A 12,506-nucleotide genomic window follows, 5' to 3' on the forward strand; every position below is an offset into this window, starting at 1 on the left:
TCATTCGGCCGCGGAACTGGCCGGTTCTTGCAAGGCAGGCGGTACCGGCGCTGCGGCCAGCAGTTCCTGCGTGTAGGCGTGGGACGGGGTCTGCATGACCTTTGCCGCCGGCCCTTCCTCAACGATTTCACCGTCCCGCATCACGATGACATAGTCGCACAGAAGCCGGACAACATGCAGATCATGGCTGACGAAGAGATAGCTGATGCCAAGCTTGGCGCGCAGATCGACCAGCAGGTTCAAAACGATCGCCTGAATGGAAACATCGAGTGCCGCCGTCGGTTCGTCGAGGATGAGGAACTCGGGTTCAAGCGCAATGGCCCTTGCAATGCCGACGCGGGCCTTTTGCCCGCCGGAAAGCTGATGCGGAAACCTGTCGAGCAGGGTTCTCGGCAGTCCGACAAGATCAGCCAGTTCGCCGACCCGTTCCTTGCGTTCGCGCCGGGACAGGCCACCGAGACGCGCCAGCGGTTCCTCGATGGAATGCCGCGCCGTGTGCCTCGGATTGAAGCTGTCAGTTGCGTCCTGGAACACCATCTGGATCTTGGCCCTGCGCGGGTCCCGGGCGAAGTTTTTCGCCGGCGTATTTGCGAGATCTTCGCCGTCGAAGAGGATCTCGCCGGATGTCGGATCGGCGAGACGCACGAGGATGGATGACGTCGTTGACTTGCCGCAGCCCGATTCACCGACCAGGCCGACGCTCTGACCTTTCATGACGGAAAAGGAAATGCCCTTCACCGCATGCACCGGTCCTGACTTTCCCTGGTAGGTCTTCACCAGATCCCTGACCTCCAGCAGAGGCGTGTCGGACACCGGCAGAACAGGTTCAGGCGTTCGTTGCTCGGCCGGCAGGAGCGCGCGAATCCCGGCACCGGCCCTTGGGGTCGCATCGACGAGCTTGCGGGTGTAAGCGTGCTGCGGCGCTGTAAACAGGCGCTCTGCGCTGCCTTCTTCGACCACCTCGCCGTCTTTCATTACGACGATCCTGTCGCAGTATTGCGCGGCAAGGCCGAGATCGTGCGTGATCACCATGGCGCTCATGCTGCGTTCGGCAATCAATTCCGCGATGAGATCCATCACAGCCTTCTGCGTGGTGATATCGAGACCTGTCGTCGGTTCATCGGCGATCAGCAGTTTCGGATCACAGGCCAGGGCAAGCGCAATCACCACGCGCTGGCACATGCCGCCGGATAGCTCGAACGGATAGGCATTGTAGCGCGCCTCCGCGTCACGGATCTTGACCGCCTCCAACGCCTTGATCGCTTCTGCCTTCGCGTTGGAGCGGGTCGCCCTGGAATGACGGCGCAGTACATCCTCGATCTGGTGCCCGACCTTGCGGATCGGATTGAGCGCGGCGCGCGGGTTCTGAAAGATCATCGAGATCTCGCGGCCGCGCAAATCCCGCATCGTGCTCTCGCGGACGGAGTTCAGATCGATACCGCCGTAGCTGAGCGCACCCCCGGTGATGCTTCCGTTCCTGTCCAGCAAACGCATCAGGGCATAGGAGGTCACGGATTTACCGGAACCGGATTCACCGACGATGCCGAGGATCTCACCCTTGTCGATCTCGAGCGAAACACCCCTGACGGCATCGACGCTGCCGCGCCGCGTCTGAAAGGCGACCTTCAGACCTTGTATGGAAAGAAGGCTCATGAGCGTTGCCGGGGGTCGACAATGTCGCGCAGCCCGTCTCCCAGAAGATTGAAAGTGAACACGGCAAACATGAGCGCCAGCCCCGGGAAGATGGCCAGCCACCATTCACCGGAAACGATGAAGTTCGCACCCTCGGCGACCATGATCCCCCATTCGGCGGTCGGCGGCCGCACCCCGAGACCAATAAAGCTCAGGCCGGCAGCATTCAGGATCGCCCAGCCGAGGTTGAGCGACACCTGCACCATCATGGGTGGCAGCGCGTTTGGAAAAATGTGCAGGGCAAGAACCTGGATATCCGAATTACCGGCGAGTTTTGCCGCCTGCGCGAAACCCGCATCGCGCCTGATGTTGACTTCCGCCCTGACGAGGCGCGCGTAAAAGGGGATGTTGATGACCGCAGTAGCGTAAACGATGTTTTCCACCGTGTTGCCGAGCGCTGCGACGATACCCATTGCCAGTACGAACAACGGAAAGGCCATGATCGTGTCGAAAAGGCGGTTCAGTACAGCATCAAGCCAGCCGCCCCAGTATCCGGCGATACTGCCGAGCACAGACCCGATCACGAAGGACAGCGCGACCGCCGCAACGGAGATCGCAAGATCGAGCCGGGTTGCGACCACGACACGGCTGAGAACATCGCGGCCGAGATTGTCGGTGCCGAACCAGTGGTCGAACGACGGCGGCTGAAGCGCGCGTGCGGCATTGGATTGCAGCGGATCGTAAGGCACCAGGGCCGGTCCCAGAATGCCCGTAAGCAGCAGAACCGCGAACATCGCAAAGGCCAGCAGCGTGACCGGATTGGATCGCAACACGTAAACGATATGAGCGAACGTGCTGTCGGTCCCTTTTGTTGTCCCCGGTGCGCTTGCCAGATCACTCATTTGGTTTCAAATCCGATGCGCGGATCGATGAGGGTGTAGGTGAGATCGATCACGAGATTGAGGGCAACGAACAGGAGCGCCATCGCCAGCACGAAGCCCTGAACGGCGGCATAATCGGATACGACCAGCGCTTCGACCGCGTAGGAGCCGATGCCCGGCCAGGCAAAAACCTTCTCGACCAGAACATTGGCGCCGAGCGTGAACGAAAACACCATCCCGAGCGTGGTGATGACCGGCAGCAGCGCGTTGCGGAACGCGTAGGTGAACAGGACCTTGTCTTCGGTCAGTCCGGCGGCACGCGCCGTGCGGATATAGTCCGAAGACAAGGCGCTCAGCATCGCCGCCCGTGTCATCCTTGCAAGCGGCGCGAGCGTGAACAGAGCCAGCGTGGCGGCCGGCAGCACAAGCTGCTTCAGCGCGCCGAGCCAGGTCTCCCAGTCGCCTGCAATGGCTGCGTCGATCAGATAGAACCCGGTCACGTGATCCGGCTCGATATAGATGAAATCGAGCCGCCCCAATGGCGAGGGCGCAATCCCGAGGAGATAGTAGAAGACGTAAATCAGCACGACACCGGTGAAAAACGTCGGCAGCGACACGCCGGCCGTGACAAGAACGCGGCACAGGTGATCCACTGCCGACCCCGGGCGTGTGGCTGCAAGCACGCCGAGAGGGATTGCGATTGAGCATGACAGCAGCAGAGCGGTCAGTGTGAGTTCAAGCGAGGCCGGAAGCCGGTTTGCCAGATCCTCAAGAACCGGCTGTCCGGTGGACAGCGAATTGCCGAGATCGCCCGTGGCAACATCACCGGCATAAATGATGAATTGCTCATAAAGGGGTTTGTCCAGGCCGAGCGCTGTTCTGATTTCGGCAATCGATTCCTCATCGGCGGCCGCGCCGGCGAAATAGACCGCCGGGTCACCCGGGAGGGCGCGGGTCAGCAGGAAGCTGACCACGACAACCCCCAGGATCACGGGAATGGCATGTGTGATCCTGACCCCGATTGTGGACAAGCGCCCGGCCATCAAGCTCAGACCTTCTTCAGTCCGCGAACGTCGAGCTGACGGTGGAACCAGTATTCATAGCCATCCAGGCTGCGCGTTCCCACATTCAGGGCCGGCTGCCAAAGGGCAATGCGGGGCACTTCATCCCAGGCGATCTCGATCATCCGCTTGATCTTCGGCGCATAGGCCGGATCATCGACATTCATGTGAAGCGTTTCGGATGTGAGTGTCTCGATCTCCTCGTTGCGATAGTTGGACGAGTTGAAGAGATGGCCTTCCAGATAGGCCCAGAAGAAGTAGTAGCACGGGTAGTTCAGCCAGCCGCCGAAAGTTTCAAGGTGCAGCGGCAAACGCTTTTCGACCAGCGATGCCGTCCGCCAGTTGGCGCCCGGGATCTTTTCGATGGTCGCCTTGATCCCGATCTTGGCCAGGTTTTCCTGGATCAGCAGCGCCGCGGGCTCCATCCAGTCGGTCTGGCTGAGCGAAATGGACAGCGGCACCTCGAAACCCGACCCGTATCCCGCTTCTTCCAGCAAGGCCTTGGCCTTGTCCAGATCGGTCGAATAGGGAAATTTCTGCGGCCAGGCGATGTCGGCCGGTGTGGTCGCGTCACCGCCCCACATGGGTGCACCTCGGCCATAGGCGGCGGTCTGGAACACCTCTTCGTAAGGGACGGACCAGGCAATCGCCTGACGCACCTTCTTGTCCTTGAACGGTTCGAAGGAGAGGTTCGGGCAAAGGCAGTAGATCGCGTTTTCGATCGGCGTCGTCGCGATGGTGATGTCGCCTTCACCGGAGAGTTCCTTGGCGTCCTTGTTCGGCATGTTGAACGACATGTTGACATCGCCGCGTTCCAGAAGCGCGCGCCGTGTCGCCGGGCTCGGCACCTCGCGCAGCACGACCCGCTTGACGGCGGGCACCGGCCCAGACGTCCAGTTGTCGTTGCGCTCGTAGACAAGCTGTTCGCCCGGCTTCCATGAAGCCACCTTGAACGCACCGGACCCGGCCGGGTTCTTGTGCAGATATTCCATTGCCCAGGGATCGTCGTCCGTCGCATGTTCGCGCGCGACCTTGGCGTTGATGATCATGGGAACCGGGACGGCGAGGTCCGGCAGGGTCAGCTTGGACTTGCGCAGCAGATTGATCTTGAAGGTCATGTCGTCGACGACCTCAAACTGTTCCGGCTTCTCAAGCGAGCCAGCCTTCATCTGCACGGTCGGAAATCCGCCAACGCTGACGGCGCGGTCAAACGACCATTTCACGTCATCGGCCGTAATAGGAGATCCGTCCTGAAACTTCCCGCCGGGGCGCAGTTTGAACACGATCGCCATGCCGTCGTCGGTGAACTCCCAGCTTTCCGCGATCTCCGGCTCGATAACGGAGTAATCGTAAGACAGGCTGCCGTCATCGAGCGTCTTGGTGCCGAAGCTGACGAGGCGGTCGTAGACATTCACCGCCACCTGGTAGCTCGGCCGGTTCGTGCCCGTGCGATGGATATCCAGACTGTTGATGGTCTGACCGGTGACGGCCACCACCACGTCATTTCCGGCCGCCGTTGCCGGCAGCACTTTCAAAAACGGTAAAACCGATGCTCCGAACGCCGTTGCGCCGGCACCTTTCAGGAAACTGCGGCGTGAAGTGTCGTTGGTCATATCAATCCCCTCTTGGAAGGAAGGCGCGATACGCCCTTCCCGCTTTCCAGCACGATGCGCGGAACGGGTGCGTACTTCTATTGCTATTTTTGCAGCCTTGTGCTTCAAAATTTGCAGCACAACTGCCAAGGCCCTGAAAATGAAACATCTTCAGACCCTCAAACTGATCGATGCCGTGAACAAGGCCGGCTCCATCCGGAAGGCCGCCGAAGACATGCACATCACGTCGTCGGCGCTCAACCGGCGCATCCTCGGGTTCGAAGAAGAGTTCGGCGCTCCCATTTTCGAACGTCTCCATGGCGGCGTCCGGCTCAACCCGGCAGGCGAACTCCTGATCGAGCACATACGCGGGCAAATGGCAGACCTTGAGCGTGTGCGCAGCCAGGTTGCCGACTTGTCCGGTCTTCGCCGCGGCCATGTCAGCATTGCCTGCTCGCAGGCCCTTCAGCCCTATTTCATGCCGGCCCAGATCGCGGACTACAGGGCAGAACATCCCGGAGTTTCCTTCTCCGTGCAGGTGCGCGACCGGGAAGCGGCCGAAGAAGATCTCAGGGCGTTCCAGAGCGACCTCGCCCTTGTTTTCGAGCCGGTCCATCTTGGTGACTTCGATGTTCTGCTCTCCGTGGAACAACCTGTCTTCGCCGTCATGGCGAAGGACCATCCGCTTGTCGAAAAACGGGATCTTCGGCTCCGCGACTGCCTGGGGTTCCCCCATGTCGTTCCGCCAAAACGGATCGGTATCCGCTTCCTCCTTGACCTGGCCGTCAGCCGGATGTCGCAGAAACTGGAGCCGATTGCGGAAGCCGACTCATTCGAGTTCATGCGCCACTACGTTCAGCACGAACGCGCCGTCGGCTTTCAGTTCCCCATTGGGCTGAACCTGACCGGGGACGACCGGCTCGTGTTCCGCCCTCTCCCCAAAAGCGACGTTACATACGGAAATCTAACGCTGATGCAGATGAAGGGACGAACCCTTTCCGTCGCCTCCGCCAGATTCGCCAACCAGCTCGCAGCCACACTCAATGACCGGGCCGTCGCGCCGAACCGATAAGACCTGCGGGAGACCTCCGGAACCGCCGTCCTCCGCCGTATCCAGGTCAGGTGCTGCGCAACGTGTGCCGGACCGACCCATATCCGCTCGCATTGCCGCAAGAGCACCGGTCAGGTCCCCGGATTTTCTCGGACCAGGCATCTCCGGACTCCGAAAAGCAGGACGCAGTCCATCTCGTTGGCACATGATTGTGGACAGCCCGCAACTTGTTGCGCTAGCCGCCTAACGCCGCCGCCGATTGCAACCATAGCCTGACGCAACTGCAACGAGGTAGCGGGGCTGATTCATGACCTTCGAATTCACGAACACCGGGCTCAATCTATTGAGCCGTGAGCTGACCATGGAACGCTGTCGAACCAGCGCCACGCGGCCAGAGCCGATCGACTGATCAGCCTATGACGTTCTGTCTGACCGCCCCGGTACCGAAGCTGACATTTGCGCGGAAATCCAAGGAAAAGCCGGTCCCCGGTACGACCGGTTTTTGCGGACCCAGTCGTCCTCCGTCGCAAATCATCGCCCAACAGGCGCATTGTGCGCCCCCGGCGCCAGCGCTTCGGCAAGGAATTGCCGGGGCTCATCCGGCAGCAATCCCAGGCTCCAACACGAGAGAGCACTGAACAATGGCGAAGGCCAATTTCGAGGCATGGGCTCCTTATCCGGAAACGGACAAGGACCGGCATGCAAAGAAAAAACAGGAACTCGGCAAAAAGTGGATCCGGGCGGGCACCCTCCTGGCGACTGCCACAGCCCTGGTGATCTTCTGCCTCGCGTTCGTCAGCTGGATCACTTTCATGTTCGGCTGGCATGTCCCCGTGATCCTTGTCCTGATCGTTTCCAAGGTCATTCTGATCGTTGCCGGGGTGAAGAGTATTGAGGATTAGAGCGCGCGGCCATCATGGTTCTGACTGACGACATAATCGATCAGTACATAGAGATGCTGAACAGCTACGGAAACGCGTTTTCCGTCAACTTCAAGAAATACGACGCTATAAAAGATGATGATTCCAAACGAAATATTGGCGGAGAAATCGACAAGTCCCTGGCGGAGGTTCTGAAAGCAGTCAATGGCTTTGCATCAACGCTGAGATGCCTTCAGACCGAAAAGCTCCCTTTTTTCGGCAGATCAGCCCTCAAAAGAAAGCGCGAGCAATTGCTCGTTCACTCCCACAGAAACCTAACACTGATGACTAGCGGTATCGCCACCGTTCCAAAGGTCTTTCTGGACGGCGCGAACCTGCAAATCACGCGCGACGTTCTGAGGGAAAAATCGATGGGTTAAGACTTCGTGTAAGCGAAGGGTGGGCCCATGTGGGCGGTCGTGGAAGCTCGCATCTGACTGCGCGCAAAATGCCGTGCCGAATTTGCTCCGGGATGACACGGGCGAACGTTCCCCAAGACCAAACACTTGGCCGTCAAGCCGCGGCAACATGCGGCTGTGCCCCGGTTCTCGGCACGGGACATCTGATCGTCGGCGCTTAAGCCCGTCTCACCCCTGCGGCACCTTCCGAACCCGCAGCGTTTCGCGGTGCCAGACATAGACGCCGGCGGAGACGATCACGGCGGCACCGACATAGGTGAACGTATCCGGGAAATCACCAAAGAAGACCATGCCCCAGATGATCGCGAAGAGCAGCCCGACATAGGTGAACGGAGCAATGGCGCTGGCTTCTGCGACCATGAGCGCCCGGATGACACAGAAATGGCCAAGCGCGCCGACCGCACCCATGACCAGCATCAACGTCGTCGCCGTCGGATCGGGCGTCACCCAGTAGAACGGCACAATCACGCTGAAGACGATCGTGCCGAAGGCGGCGGTATAGAGCAGCGATGTCCAGGCGTCCTCGTTGCGGCCGACAAAGCGTGTGGTGAGCGCATAGCCAGCATAGGCAAAGGCGGCACAGAGCGGCAGCAGAGCGGCGCTCGAAAACACATCCGATCCCGGGCGTATGATGATCAGCGCGCCGACCAGCGCCGCGCCGACGCCGACAGCCCGGCGTGGCCCGAAACGCTCGCCCAGGATCAGCGCCGCGCCAACGGTTATGAGCACCGGGTTGAGCGACATGATCGCGGCGGCGTTTGCCAGGCCGATGATCACGAAGCCGAAAAAGAAGAAGGTCGTCGCCAGGAGCAGGAAAATCGACCGCAGCAGCTGCAGTCCCGGATACCGGGTCTTGAGGACCTGTTTCATCCGCGGCGCGGCCAGAAGCGCGACCACGACCGTCTGTCCGGTATAACGCGCCCAGACCGCCATGACGGTATCGGTGCGGTGCGCGACCTCCTTGGCCATCGCGTCCATCACGCTGAAAAGAAACATCGTCGCGATCATGAGCAAGATGCCTTGCCCCGTACCGCCAAGACTGGGCCTGATTTTCATGAAGGTGCCAAAACTCGCGTAGAACAGATGACTTATAGGATTTTCAACCGGACAAATTAAGCGAAAAGTTTCTATCGGCTCGTTGGATGCCGTGAACCGGAGCCTCCAGGGCCGTCACCCCGCGCCAACGCGTTCAGGCGAACGGCAGGCGCATGGCCTCCGCGATCTTGGAGATCAGGCGGCTTCGCGGTGCATTGCGGCGGCTGGCGAGCACGACGCGGCGCTCAAACGCTCCCGCATCGAGGGGCCAACTGCGGATGCCCTGCGGCACCTCCGTCAAAGCCCGCTTGGGGAGAATGGAAACACCCAGGTCATAGCGGACCAGGGCTTCGACCGCTTCGAACGAGTCGACCTCCATCGCGGTTTTCGGGCGCAGCCCCCTTGCCAGCAGATAGGCCTCGACCTGTTGCGACAACCGGCTTCTGCGGTCGAACCAGATGAAGGAGCGCTCGCCGAGCAGTTCATCCAGCGAGCCGAGCGGCTCCGTCAGCGATGTGATGACGTGAAACGGTTCGTTGCAGATCCCCGCCAGCGCCAGGTTGGGATCGTCCATCTTGGGGTCAGTCACAAGGGCTGCGTGAACGGTGCCGTCGCTCACCAGTTCGATCAGCCTTTGTGAGAGCGCCACCATGAGCTCCACCTTCAGGTCCGGGTGTTCGGCATGAATGGCGGCGAGCGCCGGAGCGGTGATGTTTGAAATTGTCGATGGAACCGCCCCGAGCGTTACCCGGCCATGCAGCCGACGCCTGTCGGCAAGGGCCTCGATATCGCTGGAGATATCCTCCATGCGCCTGGCATGTTCCACCAGCGCAAGGCCTTCGGCCGTCAAAACCGGAGGGCGTTTGGAGCGGTCGAGGATCTGAAACTTCAGTTCTTCCTCGAGCGCCTTGATCTGAAGGCTGACGGCAGAATGGCTCAAACCGAGGCTTCTGGCCGCCGCATTCAGCGAACTGTGCTGCGACACGGCGATCACTGTTTTGAGAAAGCGAAGGTTCATAAGATGCGATAGCGTTAGGTTTTCTAACTTTATATCTTAGTTTTTATCGCTTTTCCATTGGTTTTGTAACGATTATCCTGCTGTCATGTCTTCAAGGGGCAAGACGACGGGCTGGGCGGTCCGGGATATCCGTCCGCGAAGAGGCCATTTCCATGAACACCCATGCCGCTTTCTTCACCAGGGACCGGACGGCCAATCCGTGGCTCGACCGGATGCGGGACCTTTCACCCGGGATCGCGGACCGAGCTGCCCGGTGGGACCGGGAGCGCAGCTATTGCTGGTCCAATATCGCAGATCTTTCAGAAGCCGGCCTCATGGGCATGACGATCCCGCGGCGCTTCGGTGGCGGCGGGGCATCGTTTCTCCAGGTCGCCGAAGTGGTGGAAGAAGCAGCGCGCCATTGCACGCTGACGGCGCGGGTCCTGGTTGAGGCGAATATGGGCGGTATCAGCGCCGTCATGGCCTATGGCACGGACGCGCAACGCGCATTCGCGGCCCCGATCGTGCTGGCGGGCGACAAACCGGCCATCTGCATTTCCGAACCGGATGCGGGCAGCGCCGCCACACAAATGACCACGCGCGCGGACCGCCGGGGCAATCACTGGGTTTTGAATGGCCGCAAGCACTGGATCACCGGTGGCGGCGTTTCGAAGCTTTATCTGATCTTTGCCCGCGCCTTTGACGAAGACGGATCCGAACTCGGCATCGGCGGATTTCTCGTTCATGTCGACCCGGCAAAAGGCATCGAACCCGACGGTTTTGCAGTGGTGCGCCTTGAACGCACGATGGGACTGTGCGGCATGCCGGAAGCGGAACTCAGCTTCGATAATCTCGAAGTGCCGGACGACATGGTATTGCGCACCCCGTCCGGCTTCGAACAGGGGTTCAAGGACCTGATGACGGCCTATAACAGTCAGCGGGTCGGTGCCGGAACCATCGCAATGGGGGTTGCTGCCGGGGCACTGGACCGTGCCAAGCAGTATGTCAGGGAGCGGGAGCAGTTCGGCAGGCCGCTGGCCGAGTTCCAGGGGCTTCAGTGGATGATCGCCGACATGGAAGCACTGGTTCATGCCTCCCGGCTGATGCTTTTCGAGGCCGCGCATACTGCGGCTTTCTCCGAGACCGGCTTCCCCGACATGACGAAGGCGGCCCAGGCAAAGGCTTTCGCGTCGGAAAATGCCATCAAGGTGGTGAATGACGCCCTTCAGATGTTCGGCGCGCGCGGTTATGGTGACCTGGAGCCGCTTGAGCGCATGTACCGCGATGTACGCATGTTCACGATCGGCGGCGGAACCGCACAGATCCTGAAGACACAGGTCGCCGGGTCCGTCCTTGGGATAAAGACACCGCAAACGCGCCAGGGAACTTGAAGCACATAGAGCGAAGTTCCGGCGACCGGGAGGCCGATCGGCATGGGACTGAGCAGTTACAAGGATGCGAACGATCTGAGCTACACCTCAAGTTCGCCTGACAGCGCACAGGCGTTCTGCGAGCTTACAACCGCCTATATGGGATTTCGGCGTGAGACGGGCGCGATTCTGAAGGGCCTCCTGGAAAGCGATCCGGACATGCCCATGGCCCTTTGCGCCAAGGGCTATTTTGCCAAACTGATGGGCAGCTCAAACCATTCCGCGCGTGCTGCCAGGACGTCCGAAGATCTGAACGGTCATCTTGCCAGGATCGATGCAAACGAACGCGAGAAGCAGCATGCCGCGGCGCTGTCTTCATGGTGCGACGGTGATCTGGAGAAGACCACGCGCATCTGGGAAGATATCCTGCTTCAGCATCCGACCGACGGACTTGCGCTCAGGCTGGCCCATTTCACGCATTTTTATTCCGGCAACGGCCGCCAGATGCGCGACTCGCTGGCGCGGGTGCTGCCGCTCTGGTCTGAAGACCATCCGGACTATGGCTTCCTGCTGGGCATGTATGCCTTCGGCCTGGAAGAGTCCGGGGAATACGCAAAGGCCGAAGAATACGGACGCGCAGCCGTGGCCCGCAATCCGCAGGATGCCTGGTCGGTGCACTCGATCGCGCATGTGCTGGAAATGACCGAACGCCACGAAGAGGGCATCGCCTGGGTCGCGGGCCTTGAGAAGGACTGGTCAACCGTCAACAATTTCCGCTTTCACCTTTACTGGCACAAATGCCTCTACCACCTTGAACGCGGTGAGTTCGACCTGGTCCTGAAAATCTACGACGAGCAGGTCGCCTCGGACATTGCATCCGATTTCTATCTCGACATCTGCAACTGCTCGTCGCTGCTCTGGCGGCTGGAAATGTTCGGGATCGATGTCGGCGACCGCTGGAGCGACCTGTCGTCGGTGGCGCAAAAGCATCTCGGCGACAAGGACCTGATCTTTGTCTCCCTGCATTACCTCATGGCCCTCGTGGCCAACGGCGACAGGGCCGCAGCTCAGCAGCTTCAGGACGGTTTGCGGGACTGGTCCGGCCTCGACGGGACACAGGCACGGATCTGTGCTGATGTCGGCCTTGCCATTGCCGACGGGCTACAGAGCGCCTGCGACGGTGATTTTGCGACTGCCGTCGCACGCATGGAACCCGTGCGCTACAGCCTGAACCGGATCGGTGGCAGCGCCGCGCAGCGCGACGTCTTCATGATGATCATGCTGGACGCGGCCAAGGCCAGTCACGATGCCCTCAAGGCACGGGCGCTTTTTGCCGACAGGCTGGGCGACAAGGTGCATTCCAGCTGGACCTGGAAAAACTACAGCAGCATTCTTGAAACCATGGGCCGGACAGACGAGGCCGCCCGGGCCCTTGAGAAATCCCGCAAGGCTCTGGCAAGGTGACATAGATACCCTGAAGAACTTGGCGAGATACCAACCTGCAGCGGACCGGCAAGCCAGCGGTTAAATCAGGTGATCGCGTGCCTT

At 60.4% G+C, this 12,506-nt stretch carries 11 protein-coding genes; 5 read left to right on the forward strand and 6 right to left on the reverse strand.

Annotated elements, in window-relative coordinates; genetic code table 11:
- The 4 genes from RBB49_RS00195 to RBB49_RS00210 are packed head-to-tail and all read right to left on the reverse strand — an operon-like array spanning position 1 to position 5,187.
- A complete protein-coding gene (locus RBB49_RS00195) occupies positions 1-1,653 on the reverse strand; it encodes an ABC transporter ATP-binding protein (protein WP_306140616.1) in 1,653 nt (550 codons plus the stop codon).
- The gene (locus tag RBB49_RS00200) at positions 1,650-2,534 is read right to left on the reverse strand and encodes an ABC transporter permease (protein ID WP_306140617.1); all 885 of its coding nucleotides are present in this window, start codon (positions 2,532-2,534) and stop codon (positions 1,650-1,652) included. Before RBB49_RS00200 ends, RBB49_RS00195 begins: the two co-directional genes overlap by 4 nt.
- Positions 2,531-3,556, reverse strand: a complete 1,026-nt coding sequence (locus RBB49_RS00205; RefSeq protein ID WP_306140618.1) for an ABC transporter permease — start codon at positions 3,554-3,556, stop codon at positions 2,531-2,533. Before RBB49_RS00205 ends, RBB49_RS00200 begins: the two co-directional genes overlap by 4 nt.
- A gap of 5 nt (positions 3,557-3,561) precedes the next feature.
- Positions 3,562-5,187, reverse strand: a complete 1,626-nt coding sequence (locus RBB49_RS00210; protein WP_306140619.1) for an ABC transporter substrate-binding protein — start codon at positions 5,185-5,187, stop codon at positions 3,562-3,564.
- Between the two features lie 139 nt (positions 5,188-5,326).
- Between RBB49_RS00210 and RBB49_RS00215 the strand changes: the two genes are divergently transcribed.
- The 3 genes from RBB49_RS00215 (at position 5,327) to RBB49_RS00225 (ending at position 7,517) form a co-directional block, all read left to right on the forward strand.
- A complete protein-coding gene (locus tag RBB49_RS00215; protein ID WP_306140620.1) occupies positions 5,327-6,238 on the forward strand; it encodes a LysR family transcriptional regulator in 912 nt (303 codons plus the stop codon).
- A gap of 620 nt (positions 6,239-6,858) precedes the next feature.
- The gene (locus RBB49_RS00220) at positions 6,859-7,119 is read left to right on the forward strand and encodes a hypothetical protein (RefSeq protein WP_306140621.1); all 261 of its coding nucleotides are present in this window, start codon (positions 6,859-6,861) and stop codon (positions 7,117-7,119) included.
- A 14-nt stretch (positions 7,120-7,133) separates the two neighbouring features.
- Positions 7,134-7,517, forward strand: coding sequence for a hypothetical protein (locus RBB49_RS00225; RefSeq protein ID WP_306140622.1), 384 nt, complete (start codon positions 7,134-7,136; stop codon positions 7,515-7,517).
- Between the two features lie 207 nt (positions 7,518-7,724).
- On the opposite strand, the gene RBB49_RS00230 is transcribed toward RBB49_RS00225, so the two are convergent.
- Complete coding sequence (locus RBB49_RS00230) at positions 7,725-8,612, reverse strand: DMT family transporter (protein ID WP_306140623.1); 888 nt, start codon at positions 8,610-8,612, stop codon at positions 7,725-7,727.
- Positions 8,613-8,745: 133 nt separating this feature from the next.
- On the reverse strand, positions 8,746-9,609 hold the full coding sequence (locus tag RBB49_RS00235) for a LysR family transcriptional regulator (protein WP_306140624.1): 864 nt from the start codon (positions 9,607-9,609) through the stop codon (positions 8,746-8,748).
- A gap of 152 nt (positions 9,610-9,761) precedes the next feature.
- Here RBB49_RS00235 and acdA point away from each other — a divergent pair, with 152 nt between their 5' ends.
- The gene (gene acdA, locus RBB49_RS00240) at positions 9,762-10,979 is read left to right on the forward strand and encodes a 3-sulfinopropanoyl-CoA desulfinase (RefSeq protein WP_306140625.1); all 1,218 of its coding nucleotides are present in this window, start codon (positions 9,762-9,764) and stop codon (positions 10,977-10,979) included.
- A 42-nt stretch (positions 10,980-11,021) separates the two neighbouring features.
- A complete protein-coding gene (locus RBB49_RS00245) occupies positions 11,022-12,422 on the forward strand; it encodes a tetratricopeptide repeat protein (protein ID WP_306140626.1) in 1,401 nt (466 codons plus the stop codon).
- Positions 12,423-12,506 lie beyond the last annotated feature (84 nt).

This window comes from Roseibium sp. MMSF_3412 (assembly GCF_030733265.1).
In the GTDB taxonomy this organism is placed as follows: domain Bacteria; phylum Pseudomonadota; class Alphaproteobacteria; order Rhizobiales; family Stappiaceae; genus Roseibium.

Coding starts and splice junctions, on each gene's coding strand:
- RBB49_RS00195 (WP_306140616.1), bottom strand. CDS start 1,653: ATGAGCCTTCTTTCCATACAAGGTCTGAAGGTCGCCTTTCAGACGCGG.
- RBB49_RS00200 (WP_306140617.1), bottom strand. CDS start 2,534: ATGAGTGATCTGGCAAGCGCACCGGGGACAACAAAAGGGACCGACAGC.
- RBB49_RS00205 (WP_306140618.1), bottom strand. CDS start 3,556: ATGGCCGGGCGCTTGTCCACAATCGGGGTCAGGATCACACATGCCATT.
- RBB49_RS00210 (WP_306140619.1), bottom strand. CDS start 5,187: ATGACCAACGACACTTCACGCCGCAGTTTCCTGAAAGGTGCCGGCGCA.
- RBB49_RS00215 (WP_306140620.1), top strand. CDS start 5,327: ATGAAACATCTTCAGACCCTCAAACTGATCGATGCCGTGAACAAGGCC.
- RBB49_RS00220 (WP_306140621.1), top strand. CDS start 6,859: ATGGCGAAGGCCAATTTCGAGGCATGGGCTCCTTATCCGGAAACGGAC.
- RBB49_RS00225 (WP_306140622.1), top strand. CDS start 7,134: ATGGTTCTGACTGACGACATAATCGATCAGTACATAGAGATGCTGAAC.
- RBB49_RS00230 (WP_306140623.1), bottom strand. CDS start 8,612: ATGAAAATCAGGCCCAGTCTTGGCGGTACGGGGCAAGGCATCTTGCTC.
- RBB49_RS00235 (WP_306140624.1), bottom strand. CDS start 9,609: ATGAACCTTCGCTTTCTCAAAACAGTGATCGCCGTGTCGCAGCACAGT.
- acdA (WP_306140625.1), top strand. CDS start 9,762: ATGAACACCCATGCCGCTTTCTTCACCAGGGACCGGACGGCCAATCCG.
- RBB49_RS00245 (WP_306140626.1), top strand. CDS start 11,022: ATGGGACTGAGCAGTTACAAGGATGCGAACGATCTGAGCTACACCTCA.